General features: G+C 64.4%; 13 protein-coding genes. 3 read left to right on the top strand and 10 right to left on the bottom strand.

Going from position 1 to position 18760, the window contains the following annotated elements; translation table 11 throughout:
* Positions 1–154: 154 nt before the first annotated feature.
* Positions 155–547, top strand: coding sequence for an MAPEG family protein (locus ACFO0A_RS06660; RefSeq protein WP_379538229.1), 393 nt, complete (start codon positions 155–157; stop codon positions 545–547).
* Positions 548–565: 18 nt separating this feature from the next.
* Here ACFO0A_RS06660 and ACFO0A_RS06665 read toward each other — a convergent pair whose 3' ends face one another.
* Positions 566–1207, bottom strand: a complete 642-nt coding sequence (locus tag ACFO0A_RS06665; RefSeq protein WP_379538466.1) for an MBL fold metallo-hydrolase — start codon at positions 1205–1207, stop codon at positions 566–568.
* Between the two features lie 108 nt (positions 1208–1315).
* Positions 1316–1966, bottom strand: coding sequence for a S24 family peptidase (locus ACFO0A_RS06670; RefSeq protein WP_379538230.1), 651 nt, complete (start codon positions 1964–1966; stop codon positions 1316–1318).
* Between the two features lie 118 nt (positions 1967–2084).
* Between ACFO0A_RS06670 and ACFO0A_RS06675 the strand changes: the two genes are divergently transcribed.
* On the top strand, positions 2085–2273 hold the full coding sequence (locus tag ACFO0A_RS06675) for a hypothetical protein (RefSeq protein WP_379538231.1): 189 nt from the start codon (positions 2085–2087) through the stop codon (positions 2271–2273).
* Positions 2274–2364: 91 nt separating this feature from the next.
* Positions 2365–2625, top strand: a complete 261-nt coding sequence (locus ACFO0A_RS06680; protein WP_379538232.1) for a hypothetical protein — start codon at positions 2365–2367, stop codon at positions 2623–2625.
* Positions 2626–2628: 3 nt separating this feature from the next.
* Here the strand turns inward: ACFO0A_RS06680 and ACFO0A_RS06685 are convergent, their stop codons facing one another.
* From ACFO0A_RS06685 to cysS, 8 genes are all read right to left on the bottom strand, one after another.
* Positions 2629–7197 (bottom strand): LVIVD repeat-containing protein, encoded by a 4569-nt coding sequence (locus tag ACFO0A_RS06685; protein ID WP_379538233.1) that lies wholly within the window; start codon positions 7195–7197, stop codon positions 2629–2631.
* Positions 7197–9032: a hypothetical protein gene (locus tag ACFO0A_RS06690; RefSeq protein WP_379538467.1), complete on the bottom strand. Its 1836-nt coding sequence runs from the start codon at positions 9030–9032 to the stop codon at positions 7197–7199. Before ACFO0A_RS06690 ends, ACFO0A_RS06685 begins: the two co-directional genes overlap by 1 nt.
* Positions 9033–9340: 308 nt before the next feature.
* Complete coding sequence (locus tag ACFO0A_RS06695; protein ID WP_379538234.1) at positions 9341–11338, bottom strand: heme-binding protein; 1998 nt, start codon at positions 11336–11338, stop codon at positions 9341–9343.
* A gap of 1 nt (position 11339) precedes the next feature.
* Complete coding sequence (locus ACFO0A_RS06700) at positions 11340–12776, bottom strand: multiheme c-type cytochrome (protein ID WP_379538235.1); 1437 nt, start codon at positions 12774–12776, stop codon at positions 11340–11342.
* Between the two features lie 174 nt (positions 12777–12950).
* Entirely contained in the window at positions 12951–14393 is a 1443-nt protein-coding gene (locus ACFO0A_RS06705; RefSeq protein ID WP_379538236.1) for an aldehyde dehydrogenase family protein, read from the bottom strand.
* Between the two features lie 95 nt (positions 14394–14488).
* Positions 14489–16153 (bottom strand): acetolactate synthase large subunit, encoded by a 1665-nt coding sequence (locus ACFO0A_RS06710; RefSeq protein WP_379538237.1) that lies wholly within the window; start codon positions 16151–16153, stop codon positions 14489–14491.
* A gap of 182 nt (positions 16154–16335) precedes the next feature.
* A complete protein-coding gene (locus ACFO0A_RS06715; protein WP_379538238.1) occupies positions 16336–17280 on the bottom strand; it encodes a D-2-hydroxyacid dehydrogenase in 945 nt (314 codons plus the stop codon).
* Positions 17280–18725, bottom strand: coding sequence for a cysteine--tRNA ligase (gene cysS, locus ACFO0A_RS06720; protein WP_379538239.1), 1446 nt, complete (start codon positions 18723–18725; stop codon positions 17280–17282). The genes ACFO0A_RS06715 and cysS overlap by 1 nt, the downstream gene beginning before the upstream one ends.
* Positions 18726–18760 lie beyond the last annotated feature (35 nt).

Consider the following 18760-nt stretch of genomic DNA (forward strand, 5'->3'; position numbering starts at 1 on the left):
ACGGCGCGCTGGATTGCGAGTGTTCGGGAAAAAGGCACCGCGAGCGAAGGCGCGCCTATACGCATTTTGCCGTGCTTTGCAAGCCGCGCCCGGCTATCGAGCTTGCCATCCGCGATCCGGCGAACGGTCGGATGCGCTAATGGGGGAATCAATAATGCTGCTGCCAACCACGCTGACCGCGCTCGCGGCCGCCATCGTCATCAACATATGGCTGAGCATCCGGATCGGGCGCCTGAGGACGTCGGAAAAGATCAGCGTCGGCGACGGCGGTCACGAACTGCTGGGCCGGCGGATGCGCGCCCAGCTCAACTTCGCGGAAAACGTCCCGCTGGTGCTGCTGATGGTCGCCGGCATCGAACTGGCGGGCAAGGGAGGCGTCTGGTTGCTTCCGGTGGCCGCGCTGTTCGTTCTCGGCCGGGTTGCGCACGGCATCGGGATGGACGGCGGAAGCATGGGCTGGGGACGTTCGGCCGGCACGCTGATCACCATGCTTACCCAGCTTGGCCTTGCCATCGTGGCGGTACTGATCGTCGCCCAGGTCATGTGACCGGGCAGACCAACCGGTTCAGGCCAGCGCGTAGTCGCTGACGAACTGGTTGGTCTTGCGTTCACGGCCGAAGGTGCTGGTCGGACCATGGCCGGGGACGAAGGTCACGTCCTCGCCCAGCGGCCACAGCTTCTTGGTGATCGCGTCGATCAGGTCCTGGTGGTTGCCCATCGGGAAATCGGTGCGGCCGATCGACCCGGCGAAAAGGACATCGCCAACGATCGCGAAGCGCGAAGGCTGGTGGAAGAAGACGACGTGGCCCGGCGTGTGGCCGGGGCAATGAATGACGTCGAGTGACAGCTTGCCGATCGTGACCTTTTCGCCGTCGTTGAGCCAGCGGTCGGGCTCGAACGACTGGCCCGGCATCCCGAAATTGCGGCTGTCGTTGTCCAGCTTCGAGATCCAGAAGCGATCCGCTTCCTGAGGACCTTCGATCGGAAGGCCCAGTTCCTTGGCAAGAACCCCGGCCTGGCCGCAATGGTCGAGATGCCCGTGCGTGACGAGAATCTTCTCCAGCGTCACCCCGGCCCTTTCGACGGCCAGCTTCAGCTTGTCGAGGTCGCCGCCCGGATCGATCAGCGCCGCGCGCATGGTTTTGGTGCACCACACCAGCGTGCAGTTCTGCTGAAAGGGCGTCACGGGGATGATCGCCACCCGCATCGGCGGCGCGTCTTTATCGGCTTGATCCATCGATTCGATGTGGTCTGGAGCCGATCCAATTGCAAGCGCCGGAGGCTGGTGGCCAGCCTTTCGGCCGCCCAATCGGCGTTAGAGCCGCCCGCCCTTCCAGACCACGCGACCGACGATTTCAACATCATGCAATGACCGCTCGGCGTCGGGGTAAGCGCGATTATCGCTGATGAGGCGCACCTGTTCGCCGGCGCGCTCCACCCTCTTGACCAGCAACACGTCGTCGAGGCGGATGACATGGACGCCGCTGTGCAATGTGCGCGGCGCACGATCGACAAGGATCTCGTCTCCATCGCGCAAGGTGGGGTCCATGGAATCGCCCTCCACCTCGATCACGCTGAGCTGCGCGGGATCGAGACCGTGGCGCTTGAGCCAACGGCTGGAAAAGCGGAGATGGCCGATCGGCAACGCGTCAGCCGCAAGGGAACCGGGGCCGGCCGAGGCTCCCAGCGGAAGGCGCGGAATGTCGACCCAATCGGCGCTGGCCCGCCGCTGACCCGCGAATTGACCCCTCGAATCGTCGCTACCGCCTAGCTCGGCCTCGTCCACGCCGAAGAACTGCGCCAGCGTACGACGGTCGTTCTCTTCCAGCTTGCGGGGCGATCCCTTGCGAACAAACTGCTGAAGATAAGTGGTATTGCGCCCTAGCAGGGCGGACATTCCCGACAAGGTGACGCCCTGTTCGGCAACGAGGGCCAGCAGACGTGCGCGAGGATCGGTCGATTCCACGGCATCTTCCTAGCTGAAGGATTTTTCCTAGACAAGTAGGATTTCACCGAGGAAGAAGGATTATTCCTATTCGAATCGTCGTCATTCAGGGCGGCAGAATACCCAGGGAGCGCGCCGAATGCTGATCCGCCGAATCGAGAAGTTCCTCGCCGCTACGGGCCTGCCGGAAACAAAGTTCGGCCGGCTGGCGGTGAGAGATCCCCGGATCGTCGGCGACCTTCGCAATGGCCGCGAGCCCCGTAGTGCAATGACGGCACGTCTGGAACATTTCATGAACACGTTTGGAGATTCGCGCGGTGCTGCTTGATCCTGTCCTTCCTCGCCCTGCCCTCGCCGCCCCCTCGATGCGCGGGCCCGGCGGACGGCTGCGAGCCCAGATCGATAGCCTGAGCGCGGGCATGGCAGTTTTCGAAAGCCATTGCGAAACGCCGTGGGCGAGCGTCACCTTTTCGGGAGCGCGTCATTCCATGGTCCTGCAGTTCGCCGGGATCGAGGCGGTTGCGGCGGGCGATTTGCTGATCGCTCGGCTCAGCGAACAAGAGTTCGCGATTCCCGGTCACCTTGTAGCGGATGCAGCCGTTATCGAAGCCGAAAGCACGCTGCTGCCGGTGCCTACCCTCCGCGTGGGGATCGAAATCCTGCTGCTCGAGGAAAGCTGAGCGTCAGCGGCGGGATTTCGCCAGCAGCGGCGGAGCCTTGGCACCGACCCACATCGCCATGTCGACTGCATTGGTGACCTTGTAGGGCACGCGGCGTTCGTTGAGGAACAGCTGCTCCATTTCGGTCCGGTTGAACGGCCGCGAGCCGAGGCGACCGAACACCGCGATCTGCCCACCCGTTTCGTCGACGCCCCGGTCGCGGTCGAGCCCCTTGGACAAGGCGATCGCCGGAGTCGGGGTATGTGCCCAGGAAATCAGCTCGGGCTTCGGATCGGGCGAGAACCCGTAGAAGTTCGGCTGGCTCGAGGGTGAGGTGAGCTGGATTACCTTCATGCCGTTTCGCCCGTCGGCGACATAGGCGAACAGGCTTGCATTGGTCGACCCGACGACGACGTCCTCGGCATCGTTGAGCGCGCCGTCCGCCGTATAGGCCTGGTAGATCGAAGGCGTCTGCGGTCGCGTGATGTCGACGATGACAAGACCCTGCTGCTTGGCTGCGACATAGGCGAACGTGCGCGAAAGATAGACCCGGCGCGCATCCGCCAGCGCAACCGTGGCCTGCGGGACCGGGCGCGGCTGCGCCAGCTCGGTTATGTCGAGCAGTTCGAGGCCATGCGCCGTCGTCGCCCACAGATAGCGGAACTGGACCGCCGTCGCGCGCGGGTCATCGAGCGGCACGACCGACGTGACTTGGGGTTCGAGGCAGGTCTCACCGCCTTTTTCCTCGCTTACCTCGCATGGATTCGACGGACTCCACGGCTTTGTCAGATGCACCGTGACGAGCGAACTGGGAGTGACGATGTAGGCAAAGTCGCCGGCGATCGTGATGTGCCGTGCGCCGTTCAGTACGCCATCGGGATTGAAGGTGAGCGCCCGGTGGAAGAAGTTATTGCGGAATTCGCCGTCGGCAAGGGTGTCGACATTGACCGCAATCAGGCCGTCCTTTGCGTCCGTAACAAAGGCATAGTGGTAGATCGGCGAGAACGGCTGTTCCTGGTTCGCCTCGCGCAGCTCGGTCGTGTTGCGGGTCGGCGCGATCGCCTGGTTGGTCGGCAGCGCCATGCAGGTCGCGTCCGGCGTGTCGATATGCGTGTCCTGGCCGAGCTTGGAGAACGGCGCGCTTATGATTCGTTCGGAGAAGCCCTTGTTGCCCACGCTGGCGATATCATAGGCGCGGAAGCCGCCCTTCCCTTCGGCGACGAACATGTATTCGCCCCGCATCTGCAGGCAGCGGACCGCGTCCTTGGTGCCCTGCACGGTGTTGAGGAACGTCTCGCGACCGGTCGTCTCGCCCGAAAGCTTGGCGCCGAAGATCTTGCCGCGAGTCCAGTTCTTGAGCTCGCGCTTGTTGTTCTCGACGTGCTGCCGATAGAAATCGGGATAGGCGTAGCGATGCAGATAGCTGCCGATCACCGCCTGCGGCTCGTCCCACTCGGTCACGCGAACCGCCTCGAACCCGCCCTGCAGGCCGAAGAACGCATTCATGCCAACGAAGTTGACGTAGTTCGTGCCGAGCAGCAGCAGCTGCGCCATGATCGCGTTGTTATCGTCCGCAGCCGAAAGGTGGCAGTCGGTGCACTGCTTGGTTTCCTTCAGCCGCACCGTGTGCGGGAAGTGCGGCGCGAACGCCTGACTGGAATAGCCGATCGCCGAGATCGGCGGCTGCTGAACGTAGATCCGCTCGCGGTTGATGTTGGTCGATGACAGAATGAGCGCAGAGGTGGACCGGATCGGCGCGGTGATCGCCTTGCCCGGGTCGGAGCCGCTGACCTTGGTCGTCATGTGCTTGCCGAGCTGGAACATGTCGTCGCGCGCGACCTGTGGGTTATAGCTCGCGTAGTTGCGGGTGTAGTCTTCCTCGTACGCGTGCGTGGCAGACTTCCAGTTGGCCTCGATCGGAAGGTGGCAGCCCGCGCAGCTTGTCGTCCACGACAGGTGGCATGTGAAGCACGCCATGTCGTCGTCCTTGTGCGCCCGTTCCGCCTTCGGGATGCCGGTGCCGAACTTGAACGTGCCGTCCGCCGCGGCCGACTTGGCCATGAGCTTGGCCCGTGCCGCCTTGGGATTGAAGATCGGCTTGCCCAGGTCGTCGACCATCCCTTCGAATCGGGCGTCGACGGCATCCTTCACGAGGCTGACGCGCCAGGACTTGTCGGGGTCGATGATCGATCGCTGGACCAGCACGCGGCGTCCCGTCTTGGGCTCCTGGAACCATTCGAAGCGGCGGTTGCCGTCAGGGTTGCGGAGCAGCGACAGGTTCGTGCCCTCGGGCGGAGCGGCCAGGTTCGACGTCATCAATGTGGGATAGGCGTCAGGCGTGCCATGGCAGTCCTTGCACCCGATCTCGACCGCGTTCGCGACCTCGCCATAGATCAGGCCGTTGCCGTGGCTGTCCTGGGCGAAATGACAGTCGGCGCACTGCATGCCGAGCTCGGCATGGATATCCATCATGTGAACCGACTTACCCGGGTTGACCCCAGCCTCGACGAACTTGCCCTCCCCAGCCTTGCGCCACTTCTCCGGATCGTCGGGCGAGACGATGTGAGCGGTGTCGGTACCGTAAGTCGACATGTCGCCGTCCTTGTCGAGCAGGTTGCCCCTGCGGTCCCGCTTCAAGATCGCCCGGAAGTTCCAGCCATGACCGTGGTAGTCGGCGAACTGGGTATCCTTGTTCTCGGGGTTGAGGTCGTAGACGTTGCGCAGGAACTCGGTGTCGCGCCACAGTCCGTGAGTGCCTGCCGCCTCGGGATTGCGGTCAAGCGCCTCGCGCGCCTCGGCGATGCCGGGGTGGAACTGCTGCTTGAAAACCTTCTGATATTCCTCGTCCGACATTCCGGGCGGCTTGGGCGCTCGGTTTTCCGGCCCGGGCCACATCGCGGGGGCATCGGATTCGTAGTCCCACATCGTGTAGCCGAGGAAGCTGTTCAGGAAGATGTTGGGCTGGTGCATGTGGCAATTCATGCACTGCGCCGTCGGGATGGCGCGGGTGAAGGCGTGGACCAGCGGATGCCCGCGCTCGCGCTGCTGAAGTGGCACGGGCCCTTCGGCCGCGTGGCCCGCAGCATCGAGGCCAGCGGTCGCGTGGGCGTCCGCGGCGCTCATCGCATGTTCTGGAGCGGTTCCGTGCGGCGCGGGACCCTCGGCGGACGAGAAGAAGCTGAGCGTCTCCGGTCCGGCCAAGGCCTTGCGGCAATCGGCTTCCTGGTCGGCCAGCGTGGTGGCGTCCGTCGCGTCGCCGCCCCGGTAACTGCCTGAGGGATTCTCGCCGCCGTGCTCGCTTCCACCATGCTTCGTACCGAGGACGGTGCCGCGCAGCAGGCTCTCGTGGCCGTGGAGCGAGGCGTCGTAATCGCCATACTTGCCGGTCCGATGCTGGCCTTCGCGCAGCGAATTGATCGTCGGGTCGGCCGTGATCGTCTGCCCGTCACGACCGCAACGAGCATAGTTGAGCGAATGGCGTGGCTCGCGATCGTTGGCGTAGATCACGTGGCAACTCGCGCAGCCCGAAGAACGGTAATCGCCCGGCTGGTCGTTCGTGCCCATTTGCCACAGGAACGGATCGTTGAGGCGCGTCTTGTGGATATTCAGAACAGGAATCGCGACGCGAAGGCCGGTCGCCATGCCGCGGTTCGACTGCTTGAGATCGGGTCGGCCCGGTTCTTCCAGGCGCTGGATGATACCGCCGATGTTCGGCAGGCCAATCTCGGGGAACTGGGGGGTTATGTTCCGCCCACCGTCCTCGAACACCCGGAACACGTCGCCCGGCGGGATCGTGTGCCAATAGGGCAGCGGGTACATGATCGGCAGCGCGCCGCGCGCCTTTTCGGCCGACGTCACGGTGCCGAACATCGGCTTTCCATCGGGCCCGAGCTGGGTCGAGGCGGACTTGATCAACGCAGGCTCGCCCTCGCGGGTGAAGCTTTCGCCGAACATGTAGTTTTTGAACGGCACGATTCCGTTGTTGTACGCCGCACCGCCCCACAACATCGCGCCGGTGGACATCAGCGAGCGTTCCGACGCCTCGATGATCGACATGTGGCACGCGCCGCATGCCTCGCGTGCCACGCGGTAGTCGGAAGGATTGACGAAGCGAACGAATTCGGGGCTCTCACGCGATAGAAGTGCGTACGAGCGCTTGGGATTGGCAGACGAGGGCCAGCCCCACGCGATGGGATACTTCGGCAGAACGTGCGCTTCCTTGAGCGCACCCATGTATTCCAGCCCGTCGCGCGGCCAGCGGCTGTCGGCCATCACCTTGCCGTTGCCGCCGTGGCAGTCGGTGCAGCCCAACACGACCGCGGTGCTGGCGTGCATAGTCTTGTGATCGGACGCGGTATGGCAGCTTACGCAGCCGACGTTCTTTGCATCGACGAAAGCCCATTGCTCGTCCGCCGTCTCGCCAGGCTGGCCGCGCGGCGCAGAGGGAGCGCGCTCGAAGGCCACCTTCTGTGGCGTTTCCTTGCCAGAGGCATAGACCGTGGCCGGCAGCAGTAGCGCGATCGCCGCAATCAGCAGCCAAAGCAGCGCGAGAGGCCGAATGTCGGAGCGCGGAGTGTTGATTTCAGCGTGCATCAGAAAGCCAGGATCACGTTGGCGAGGATCGAGTAGAACCGCTTGTCCCTGCCCGCCTGGTCGAACAGGTCGTCAAAGCCGCTGCTCGGCTGGAAGACCGCCGCCGACAGCCGGCCGACCATGTTCTGCGACGCGCGCGGCCGCCAGATCGCGGCGAGCGATGCGTCCCAACCGATCGACCGGGGGATCGAGCCCTCGTTGCGCAGAACCTGAAGTGTCTTCGTATTGTCGAACCACAAGTGGTTGAGATTGCCCGAAAGCCGAAACGTCGGGGTCAGGTCGGCATCGGCACCTGCTCCGACCAGGATCGTCCCCGGATTGTTGAAGTTCGACTGGCCCTGCTCCTTCGAGCTGCGCAGCGAATTGAGGATGCCGTTGCGGCCATTCAGGCCCACGGCGCGCCCGCCACCCGCGAACGGAATAACTTGACGGATCCAGTAGCTGGTATCGGCGCCGGCAAAGATCGGGTTTTCGAAGATGGCGTCGAAACCACCCTCGGTATGGTCGTAAGGGTCCTTGTCGCCGCTGGCGTAAAGTCCCGACAGGCGAAAGCGCAGCCAGTCGACGTCGTAACTTGCCTCTGCCGCCGCGAAATAGGCGCGGATCTTTGCCGCTTCGCTGGTGAAGAAGCTGTTCCGGTCTTCGCCGAACGCGCCATAAAGCTGACCGGTCAGATTGATACGGCCCGCCCGCCCGTCCGCGGCGTAGCCGACATAAACGACGTCGTATTCGCGCCCGCGCAGGTTGCCCAGCAGAGCGGGTCGCACGGGAAAGCCGTTGTCATCCACCTGAACCCGATTGGCCTCGCGGTTCATGTTGTAGGTGACCGAAAGCTGGCTCGTCAGCCCGACGAGTGGGAAGTCCTGGCGATAGGCGTTGGCCATGAACACCCAATCGCGCCGCGGCGTGTCGACCACCGAATTGAGGCCCGAATTGGTGTCCTTTTCCAGTCGCCAGAATGCGGCGAGGTTGAACTGCCAGCGGTTGTTGTCGCGATTGCCGAAGAGCCGGATGCCGAGTTGCTCGTCCTGAAACAGGAACCCACGGAAGTCGGCCTGGATCGGCTGAATTCCAGCGCGAAGGCTGAAGAAGTCGAACCGGCCGTTGTCGAACATGCCGAGGTGATAGTCGACGAACGCTTCTTGCACGCCGACGAAGCTATCGTAGCGCTGGCTTTCCTTCGACGGCTTGACGTTGAGCACGCGCCGCTCGGGCACGTTCACATAATTGACCTGCGTCGCCAGGGTCAGCCGGTACTCGACCTCGGGTGGCTTGTAGGCGGTCATCCCCTTCAGCAGCGAAACCCCCGTGATGAAGGTCTGCGCAAGCACGAGGCTGTGCGAACGACCGAAGGTGTCGATCTCGTTGGGCAGCTCGGTCGTCTGGTTACCAACGGGGATGGGGAAGCTGCGCGGCTCGACCACCGTGTCGGAGATCGCGTTGACGATGAAGAACCAGTCGTCGCCCTTCAGGAACCCGGGGCGCTGGCTCTTCGAAAGCGGCTGGTCCCCCTTGAGAACGTTGTGATGGAATGGGTCCAGCGTGGAATGGCAGACGTTCGAAAGCTTGGGATAAAGCTTGTAAAGCGAGCGGTCGCCGCCCTGCGGGCAGAGCGAAGACATGATGCGCCAGCGATCGGGAACGCCCACATCGAGGCCGAGCGGACCGATCTGGCCCTCGCCCTCGTACTTTTCGTAAAATGCCTCGGGTGGCGGCGGCCGAACCGCGCCGGTGTTCATCTGCTCGATCCGGTCGGGCAGGTCCTTCTGGAAGCCGGGACGGCGCCGGCCTTCGATCAGCACGTCATCGGCAACAACCGCCGGGGTCGCCGGCATGTCGGCACGAGTATTGACCGGCGACGCATCGGCCGGCGCCGGATCGGCCGCCGTTTGTGCATCGCCAGCGGCCTGCGCCGCGATCAGGCCCAGAAAAGGCGCGACCAGCGCGTTGCCCTGGTTGTGCGTGACCGACGCGAAAAGCACGGCGGGGAGGTCCTGGCCGCGGCCGGGCTGCATGTTCGCCAGCTCGCCCGAAGCGCCCGCACGACCCAGCAAGGATTCGACCTGCGGCTGACTGGCCGCGCCATCGCCCGCGTGGCCGGCCAGGCCGAGCAACGGGACAAGGATGGTGGCCATCGGGTCGATCACAGTCCCTCGCAGGCGTTCTGAGTCGACGTGTCGAGAAATGGGGCGAACGGGCAGTTCACGTAGCGCAGGCGCACGCCGTCGCCGACGTTCACGACGATGGTGTCGGCACGGATCGCCTTGGGCGCATTACCGATGCTGCCGACGCGAGCGCCGCCATTGTTCGTGCCCAGGAAGCTGATCATGTCGTCTTGGTCGATGCCGTCGCCCGAAACGCCGATTGCGCCCACCAGCACATCGCCGCGGTAGATTGGGACCGATCCGGGGAAGATCTGGATGCCATTGGCAAGCCGCTTTTGCCCGGTCGGCGTCGCCGGCACATTGGTGCACTGCGCCGCGGTATCGCCGAAGCCCACCCCCTGCACGAACAGCGCGTGCTGGAGCAGGTTGGACTTCACCAGGGCAATCTGGAGCCCGGTTGCGAAAGGATTGAAATCGTCGATCGGGCGCGAAAGCGGGCCGTTGGGGCGTCCTACCTCGCCATCGGGGAAATACGGGCGCGAGAGGTTTCCGCCCGACCGGTCGGCAAACGCCTTGGTGCCGGTCAGCGCATTCGGATCGCCAAGGAAGGTGCGAACCCGCTGGACAAATTCCGCCACCTCGCCGTCAGGGTCGTCGGTGAGTTGCTGTGCCGCCGCCTTGCCCGAAAAGAAGGCAGCCGTACGGGCCTTCTGCAACGAGACGTCCGTTCCGAAGATGGGCGCGTCAGGCCCGCGAACGAGTCCAAGCGGAGCGCCGTAGGTGTCGACGACGCTGATCGAAACCTGCGCCCGGCTGTCGAGCGGGCGACGGATCTGCGCGCGCGCCCGGCTCATGATAGTGAAGGCCTCTTCCAGCACCGCGCGTACTTCGGTCGCACTCAGGGGCGCCGCGGCGATCGCGCCGCCATCGGTGCCGCCGCGGATGGGGAAACGATTGTGCCCTGCCCCGTCGGTTAGGATGAAGGCATCGCGGTTGCTGAATTCCGCCGGCGTCGAAGCCCGGATACCCGATGCCTCGGTCCCATAGGGCGTGCCCGCCAAGATGGCGCCCGCAGTATAGCCATTGACCGGGATCAGGGTGCCGGCCGTGCCGTTTGCGGCCGCGAAATCGCTCTTCAACGCGGAAAGACCGCCAATCCGAGCGTCGGAAAAGCGCAACGACGTCCCGTCTACCGTGATCCTGTCGGCCAGTATCTCTTCGGGCGGGGCGAAGCCCTGGATGCCGGCGAGCGCAATGAACTCCTCGGCATCGTTGTCGGTATCGAGGATGTTGGGGTCGAAGGCGTAGTCGCCGTCACCCATCACGCCCACTCCGCCGACGATCACGCCGTTCTTGTAAAGCGGGAAACCGCCCGGATCCGCCGCGAGCCCGAGGGGCGCGCGCTTCGGACCGATCAACGCCGCGGCGCCTCCGCCGCTCAGATACCGTGCCGAAAGGTCGGAACAGGGAAGCTGGCTGAACTGCACGCCGAACAGTGGACCCGATTCGAGGCCGGGCGTGATCGGCGCCGGTGGAAAATGCTGCTGCACGATCTGGCTCGCCGTGCGGCTCGAGAACGCGTTGCCCCCGCTCGACAGGTAGGCGCCGGTAATCGCCTTGGAAATGGCGCCCATCGTCGCCTGGACTTCCAGCCCCTGCGCATCGATCGGCGGATTGTTGAACGTACCGGTCTTCGAGATGTAGCTGCTCGTCAGCATCGTTGCCTTGGCGCCGTTCATCCTGAACACCGCCAGCACGTTGCCCACGCGATCGACCACCGCGATGATCGACGGCAGGTTGCGTGCCTGGGCTTCGCCCACTGCTTGCGCGATCACCTTCTGAACATCGGCGACGCTGAGCGCTTCCTGCGCGGGAGCGACGAACAGGCCGCCGGTGGGGCTCGCGCTCGGCGTCGGCGTCGGCGCGGGAGAGCCTACCGAATTGCCCGATCCGCCCCCGCCTCCGCAGCCGGCCAGGGCTAGCGAGAGCGCTGCGACAAACGCAGTGGATTGGCGAAAGGCAACCTTGGCATTCATCTCAACGCAGGCTCCGGATGCTGCTGACTGCGCCTCCGAGAGCGCGGCGGAAGGCGACCGGCTGGAACCCGTTCGGTTCGCGCACCGCGGCATAGGCCTGGTTGATCTGCGCACGCAGGCCGGCGGCCGCGGCGGTCGAGACCATCCCCTGGTTGACCATCCCGTTGAGCAGGGTGTCCACGGCCATCACCGACTGCACCGCTCCTTCGTAATCGGTGAGGCGCGCCGAGATTGCCTCGCTCGCGATGGTTTCCATCATCGCAAAAGTCTGCGCCCGGCTGAAAGTCGTGCCGGCGAAGCGGTCGGACAGCGCATCGGCCGACTGGCGAAGCGCGCCCGCGGCCTGAACGGTTTCGGACCGGCCCCGCGTCATCGCCGCATGGAACGCCTTGCTCCGCGCGTCGAACTGCGCCGCGAGATCGGGCGCTGCGACCTTTGCCGCGGCCAGCAGCATGATCATGTTCTCGTCGTTGTAGGGCGGCATCCCCGCCGGGATCGGACGACCGGGGTTGGGCAACGCCGAAACCTGGGCCTGGTCGCTGTCGTAGATGCGGCGATGGCAGCTGTGGCAATCGTAGAAGGTGAATTCGGGAAACAGTCCCTCGTTTGCGAGCGCGGGCTGCATGAACAGGGTCAGGCTGCGCTTGACCGCCTCCGCCTGGCCGACCGACCACATGCGCATCGAGTTGGTCTTGCCACCCTTGCGCTGAACATAGTCCGCGTCTTCGTTGTGGTGCGCCTGAAGGGCCGAGAACAGGTCGAGTTCGAACGAAACGCGCGGGTGGCCGGCGGCCATGATCCGGTGCGCGATGAACTGGCCCTGCCCGTCGCCGCTGAGATGGCAGTCGAGGCACACGTTCGCGCGGACCCGGGGATTCACGAGATCGGTCATCCCCTGCGAGACGTTGCGCGCATGACTGGCGCCGACAGTATAGTGCGTCGACAGCCATCCGCCGGACGTCCCGTGACAACCTTCGCAGTCCACGCCATCGGCGAGCTTCGCCGCGCCGGGCGCGACGTGACAGCCGAGACATTCGCGCCGCACGCCCGCATCGTCGAGCCCCATGCGGCGGATGATGGATTGGCCACGCTGCTCGCGGATCACGCGATAGGCACGGCTATGCGCGCCGGTGGGCGATGATTCTTCCTGCCAGCGCAGAACTTCGTCTTGACGGACGGGCGTGCCATCCGCGACCGAATGCCCGTGGCAAGTCGACCCCGCGCAGCTGGCGACCCCCATGTGCGTACGGCGGATTTCCGGCGAGGCACCGCCCTGCTGGGCACTGAGCGGCGCTGGCGCGATGAGGAGCGCGGCGGCAATCGCGGCGCCGGCCATGGCGATGCACGCGGCAAGAGCCAGCAGTCCGGCACGTGGCAGGGAGCCGACCAGGCGTCGAAGTGCACGCAGCTGCACTGAAAAGTCGATAGTCCCCAGCATCGCCCCTCGTTCCTGCCGGCTATGACAATTGAGCCTGGCCGAACCTTTACGGTCGTTCCAGCGATGCGACCCTGCGGCACGTTAAAGCGGACCTTGAGCGCCTGTTCAAGTGGCGAATTCGGCTCGACCGATTTCGCATCGGATCGTTACCTGAACGCACCAATGCCCGCCGCTTCAAATCCGCCGGATAACCAGGTTCCTGATCTCGCTCATGTCTTCCATCGCAAAGCGCACCCCTTCGCGGCCCAACCCCGAATCCTTGACCCCGCCGTAAGGCATGTTGTCGACGCGGTACGACGACACGTCGTTGACCACCACGCCGCCCACGTCGAGGCCGTCCCAGGCATCCAGCACCTGGTGTAGATCGCGCGTAAAGATGCCCGCCTGGAGGCCGAACTTGCTGTCGTTCACCTCGTCCAGCGCCTCGTGCCAGTCAGTGAACTTCGAGAGGATGACCGCCGGACCGAACGCTTCCTCGCGATAAAGATCGCTTTCGCGCGAAACGTTTTCGAGCAGTGTCGCGTCGAGCATGTTGCCACGGCAGCCGCCGCCCGCCAGCAATGTCGCGCCGCCGGCAACGGCGGCATCGACCCAGCCCTTGAGGCGCGAGGCCTCCTTTTCCGAGATCATTGGGCCGATGAACGTGTCGCGCTGCTTGGGGTCTCCCGAGACGAGAGTCTTGACCCTTGCTCCCAGCATGTCGCGAAAGCGGTCGTACACGGCGGCATGGATGATCACTCGCTGCACGTGAATGCAGCTTTGCCCGGACTGGTAGTACCCGCCGAACACGATCCGCTCGAGCGCATGATCGAGGTCCGCGTCCTTGTCGACGATCACCGCCGCGTTGCCGCCGAGTTCGAGAACGACCTTCTTCTTGCCCGCCTTTGCCTTCAGCTCCCAGCCCACGGCCGGTGAGCCGGTGAACGACAGCAGTTTCAGCCGCTCGTCCGTAGTGAAAAGGTCAGCGCCGTCACGGCTGGCCGGAAGGATCGAAAACGCACCCTCGGGCAGCACGTCGCATTCGGCCAGTACCTCGCCCATGATGATTGCCCCGAGCGGAGTAAGACTGGCAGGCTTCATCACGAAGGGGCAGCCCATCGCAATTGCCGGGGCGATCTTGTGCGCGGCGAGGTTCAGGGGAAAGTTGAACGGGCTGATGAAGCTGCACGGGCCGATCGGCACGCGCTTCCACATTCCCATGTAGCCCTTTGCGCGCTCTGAAATATCCAGCGGCTGGACTTCGCCGTAGTTGCGCGTGGCTTCTTCCGCGGCGATCCGGAAGGTGTCGATCAGGCGGGTAACCTCGCCCTCGCTGTCCTTGATGGGCTTGCCGGCCTCGACGCACAGCGCATAGGCCAGTTCGTCGAAGCGCTCGCGAAAGCGCGTCACGCAGTGGTCTAGGACGCCCTGCTTCTCGTAGCTTGCGAGCTTCGCCATCGGCTCGGCCGCGCGAACCGCGCCGGCAATCGCCTCGTCGATCACGTCGGGCGTGGCGAGGGCGGTGCGGAATGCCACCTCGCCCGTGAACTTGTCGGTGACCATGAGGTCGGTGTTCGGCTGCGCCGCCTTGTTGTTGAGGTAGAGCGGGTAAACGTCCTTGAGCTTCACCATCGTCATCTCCTGATTTCCGGCGCAAGCCGGAACCGGGGGCTTCCGCATGCTCATGCTCTGCCTGCCGCCCTTTGCCCCGGCCGGAGCCGGGGCTCGCATATTCACAGCGCCTTCGACAAGTCCTTGATATCCTTGTTCAGGATCTGGTCGTTCTCGGAATAATCGACCGGGCAATCGATCAGGTGGACGCCGGGCGTGTCGAGGCAATGCTGGAGCAGTTCCTTGAGATGCGCCGCGCTCTCCACGCGGTGGCCGATCGCGCCGTAGCTTTCCGCGTACTTCACGAAATCCGGGTTGCCGTAAGTCAGGCCGAAGTCGTCGAACCCCATATTGGCCTGCTTCCAGCGGATCATGCCGTAGCTGTCGTCACGCAGGATAAGGACCGTGATGTTGAGCTTCAGCCGGACCGCCGTCTCCATCTCCTGGCTGTTCATCATGAAGCCGCCATCGCCGCAGATCGCCATGACCTTGCGATCGGGATAGACCATCGAGCTCATCATCGCGGAGGGCAGCCCCGCGCCCATCGTCGCCAAGGCGTTGTCGAGCAGCACGGTGTTCGGCCTGTATGCGGTATAACCCCGGGCGAACCAGATCTTGTAGACCCCGTTGTCGAGGCAGATGATCCCGTCATCCGGCATTACAGCACGCACCTCCTGGACGAGGTGCGGCGGAAAGATCGGGAAACGCTCATCCTTCGCGAGACCGGCAGTATGCTCGACCTCCGCCTTGCGGTAGCCGATCATCTTGTCGAAGTTCCACGAGCCTGACGGAACGATATCTTCCTTCATCTGCCAGATCGCGTTGGCGATATCGCCGATCACCTCGATATGCGGGAAATAGACCGGATCGACCTCTGCGCTGCGGGTCGAAAGGTGGATCACTGTCGGCCCGTCGGGCGCCATGAAGAACGGCGGCTTCTCGATAACGTCGTGGCCGATGTTCACGATGCAGTCCGAATCCTGCACCGCGCGATGAACGAAGTCCCCGGCCGAGAGCGCCGCGCAGCCGAGGAACTTGGGATGCCGTTCATCGACCACGCCCTTGCCGAGCTGGGTGGTGAGAAACGGAATCCCGGTCTTCTCGACGAACTGGAGCAGCATCCGCCCGGTCATCGTGCGGTTGGCGCCGGCACCGATGACGAGGATCGGCTTCTTTGCCTTTTCAAGCGCCTGCACCGCCATCCTCACCGCCTTGGGGTCGGCGCTGGGGCGGCGCGAGATGCTGCGCTTCAGGGGCCGCGCATCGGTATGCTCGTCGGCGATATCCTCGGGCAGCTCGATGTGCGTGGCGCCGGGCTTTTCTTCCTCGGCCAGGCGGAACGCCTCCCGCACACGGCTCGGGATGTTGTCGGACGACGCCATCTGGTGCGCGTATTTGGTGATCGGACCCATCATCGCGACCACGTCGAGGATCTGGAAACGGCCCTGCTTCGATTTCTTGATCGGCTTCTGGCCAGTGATCATCAGCATCGGCATCCCGCCAAGCTGGGCGTAGGCCGCGGCGGTCACGAAGTTGGTGGCGCCCGGCCCTAGTGTTGCGAGGCACACCCCGGTCTTGCCGGTGTGCCGTCCGTATGTCGCCGCCATGAAGCCGGCGCCCTGCTCATGGCGCGTGAGGATCAGCTTGATCTTCTTGGAGCGGGACAGCGAATCCAGGAAGTCCAGGTTCTCTTCGCCCGGCACGCCGAAGATGTATTCGCAACCTTCTTCCTCGAGGCATTCGATAAAGAGATCGGATGCCTTTTTGCCCGCACCGGAATCAGCCATGTTTCACGCCCCCTGATCGTCGCCGGACTTTGTTGCGCGGCCAAAGGCGCAATTGTCCTGCTTGAATATGTGCGCGACCCTGCCGGCGACGTGTCGTTGATGGCCCCGCCTAACCGCCCGATGGAGGTGGGTAACAAATGGCGCTGGCCGAGTCACCCCCACTGTGGCGCGGGGCGATCGGGTCAGTAGCCAGCCGTCAGATCGACCTTAGGCTGCAAGGTCTCGCCGGCCTGAAAACGGGCGAGATTCTTGACGAAACGATCGACTGCGCGCTGGAACATCCGATCCTGGGCGCGGCCCGAAAGGTGCATGGTGATGTGCGCGTTTGGCAGCGACCAGAGCGCGTGATCGGCGGGCAGCGGTTCGGGCGTGGTGACATCGAGGAACGCAGCGCCGATGCGCTTCTCGGTCAACGCGGCGACGAGCGCCTCCTGGTCGATCACCGTGCCACGGGCCACGTTCACGATCGCGGCGGTGGTCTTCATCGCGGCCAGTTCCTCGGCGCCGATCATTCTCTCGGTATCTGCGGTTGCAGGGACTGCAAGGATCACCCAGTCGAACTCACCCAGCCGGGCACGCCACTCGTTCGGGCCGAGCGTTTGCGGCCCGGGCGTGCGGCGCACCGCCGTCACCTCGACATCGAACCCGCGCAAGTGCTGCTCGACCCGCTGGCCGATCGCACCGTAGCCGAGAAGGAGCGCACGGCTCCCGGCCAGTTCGACCTTGCCGGGCGAATCCATAAGCCATTCGTGCCGGTCCTGCGCATGGACGACCTCGCGGTAGCCCTTCGCGATCGTCAGCATCCCCATCACGACATATTCGGCGATGGTGATGGCGTTGATACCCGCGCCGTTCGTGACTACGGTTCCCCGCTCGCGCAACAGGTCCAGGGGAAAGCCGTCGAGCCCGGCATAAACCGAATTCAGCCACTTCAGGCCCGTCGCCAGCTTCATGGCCTGGGCCATGTCTTGCGTCTTGTAGAGGTCGAACCAGCCGATCTCGGCGTCCGGCGCATGCTCGAACAGCTCCTCGGTCGAGGTGAACCACCTCGGCGAAACCCATTCAGGCAGGCGCGGCTCGAGCAGCGAGCGGGACATGGCTGACAGTACGGCAACGGTCTTGTTCATCAGAGCTTCCAGTCCCATCCCAGCGGGTCACCATCCATCACGGCGACTCCCGCCGCCGCGAGTTCGTCCCGTATCGCGTCCGACCGGGCAAAGTCCTTCGCCGCGCGTGCCGCGATCCGCTCGTCCAGAGCGGCCGTGACAGCCTCCGGCTCGATCCGAGCATCGGAGGGGCGGATGCGAAGATCGGTCCGCTTCATGTCGCTCAGGCCGAAACCCAGGACGGCGTCCATTATGCCGATTGCCGCGGCCTTCTGCGCACCGTCGACCTTCTTGAGCGCAACGACTTCGTCGAGCACGGTCAGCGCCATCGGCGTGTTAAGATCGTCGCTGATTGCAACATCAAACTGGTGCAGCAGGCCGGCAAGCCTGGGATCCTGCACCTGGGCCGGGCCTTCGCCGTGAAGCGGTTCGACCGCCATCACCAGCCGCTTGAGGCGCACGAGCGCGGCACCGAGGCCATCCCACGAGAACTCCAGTTCGCTGCGATAGTGCGCCTGCAGGCACATGAGCCGGTACGCTAAAGGATGGTAGCCCTTCGCAACCAGAAGCGGCAGGCGAAGAAACTCGCCGCTCGATTTCGACATTTTTCCCGATCGCTCGACCAGGAAATTGTTGTGCATCCAGATCTTCGCGCCGCTTGCGTCGGAATGACAGAACGCCTGATTCTGCGCGATCTCGTTGGGATGGTGGATCTCACGATGATCAATGCCGCCGGTGTGGATATCGAACGGGAAGCCGAGCAGCGCATGCGCCATCACCGAGCATTCCAGGTGCCACCCTGGCGCGCCGCGGCCCCAGGGCGAATCCCATTCCATCTGGCGGCTCTCCCCCGCCGGCGTCTTGCGCCAGATCGCGAAGTCCGCCGCGTGTCGCTTGCCTTCCACGGCGTCGATGCGGCCCTCGCCCTCATCGGTCGCGCTGCGCGCCAGCCGGCCGTATTCGGGAACGGTCGACGTATCGAAATAGAGGCCGCCGGGCAGTTCGTAGCAGTGCTCCTGTGCGATCGAGCGCGCGAACTCGATCATCGCCGGAACATAGTCGGTCGCGATCGACCAGTGCGCGGGCTGGCGAATGTTTAGCGCCTTCACGTCGGCCCAATAGGCTTCGGTGTAGAAACGTGCGATTTCCCAGATCGACTGGGCCCGCTCGCGCGCACTCTTCTCCAGCTTGTCCTCACCCGCATCGGCGTCGTCAGTCAGATGGCCGACATCGGTGATGTTGATCACGTGGGTGAGCTTGTAGCCCTTCGCGCTCAGCGTCCGGCCGAGCACGTCGGCGAAGACGTAGGCGCGCATGTTTCCGATGTGAGGGAAGTTGTAGACCGTCGGTCCGCATGAATAGACCCGCGCCTCTCCCGCGTGGACGGGAGAGAACTTCTCGGCCTCGCGCGTGAGGCTGTTGAACAGGCGCAGCGGCGCGGGAAGCGGGGAAGGCGGAACGGACATGCCGCCCGCTCTTGGCCTGCCGCCTCCGCCCCGGT

Origin of the sequence: Novosphingobium tardum (assembly GCF_042652045.1) — a bacterium.
In the GTDB taxonomy this organism is placed as follows: domain Bacteria; phylum Pseudomonadota; class Alphaproteobacteria; order Sphingomonadales; family Sphingomonadaceae; genus Novosphingobium; species Novosphingobium tardum.

What these genes read in the sequence shown, in the direction of transcription:
- ACFO0A_RS06705 (WP_379538236.1), bottom strand. Translation starts at nt 14,393, where the DNA reads ATGACGATGGTGAAGCTCAAGGACGTTTACCCGCTCTACCTCAACAAC.
- ACFO0A_RS06700 (WP_379538235.1), bottom strand. Translation starts at nt 12,776, where the DNA reads ATGCTGGGGACTATCGACTTTTCAGTGCAGCTGCGTGCACTTCGACGC.
- ACFO0A_RS06660 (WP_379538229.1), top strand. Translation starts at nt 155, where the DNA reads ATGCTGCTGCCAACCACGCTGACCGCGCTCGCGGCCGCCATCGTCATC.
- cysS (WP_379538239.1), bottom strand. Translation starts at nt 18,725, where the DNA reads ATGTCCGTTCCGCCTTCCCCGCTTCCCGCGCCGCTGCGCCTGTTCAAC.
- ACFO0A_RS06665 (WP_379538466.1), bottom strand. Translation starts at nt 1,207, where the DNA reads ATGCGGGTGGCGATCATCCCCGTGACGCCCTTTCAGCAGAACTGCACG.
- ACFO0A_RS06685 (WP_379538233.1), bottom strand. Translation starts at nt 7,197, where the DNA reads ATGCACGCTGAAATCAACACTCCGCGCTCCGACATTCGGCCTCTCGCG.
- ACFO0A_RS06675 (WP_379538231.1), top strand. Translation starts at nt 2,085, where the DNA reads ATGCTGATCCGCCGAATCGAGAAGTTCCTCGCCGCTACGGGCCTGCCG.
- ACFO0A_RS06690 (WP_379538467.1), bottom strand. Translation starts at nt 9,032, where the DNA reads ATGCCGGCGACCCCGGCGGTTGTTGCCGATGACGTGCTGATCGAAGGC.
- ACFO0A_RS06680 (WP_379538232.1), top strand. Translation starts at nt 2,365, where the DNA reads ATGGCAGTTTTCGAAAGCCATTGCGAAACGCCGTGGGCGAGCGTCACC.
- ACFO0A_RS06715 (WP_379538238.1), bottom strand. Translation starts at nt 17,280, where the DNA reads ATGAACAAGACCGTTGCCGTACTGTCAGCCATGTCCCGCTCGCTGCTC.
- ACFO0A_RS06695 (WP_379538234.1), bottom strand. Translation starts at nt 11,338, where the DNA reads ATGAATGCCAAGGTTGCCTTTCGCCAATCCACTGCGTTTGTCGCAGCG.
- ACFO0A_RS06710 (WP_379538237.1), bottom strand. Translation starts at nt 16,153, where the DNA reads ATGGCTGATTCCGGTGCGGGCAAAAAGGCATCCGATCTCTTTATCGAA.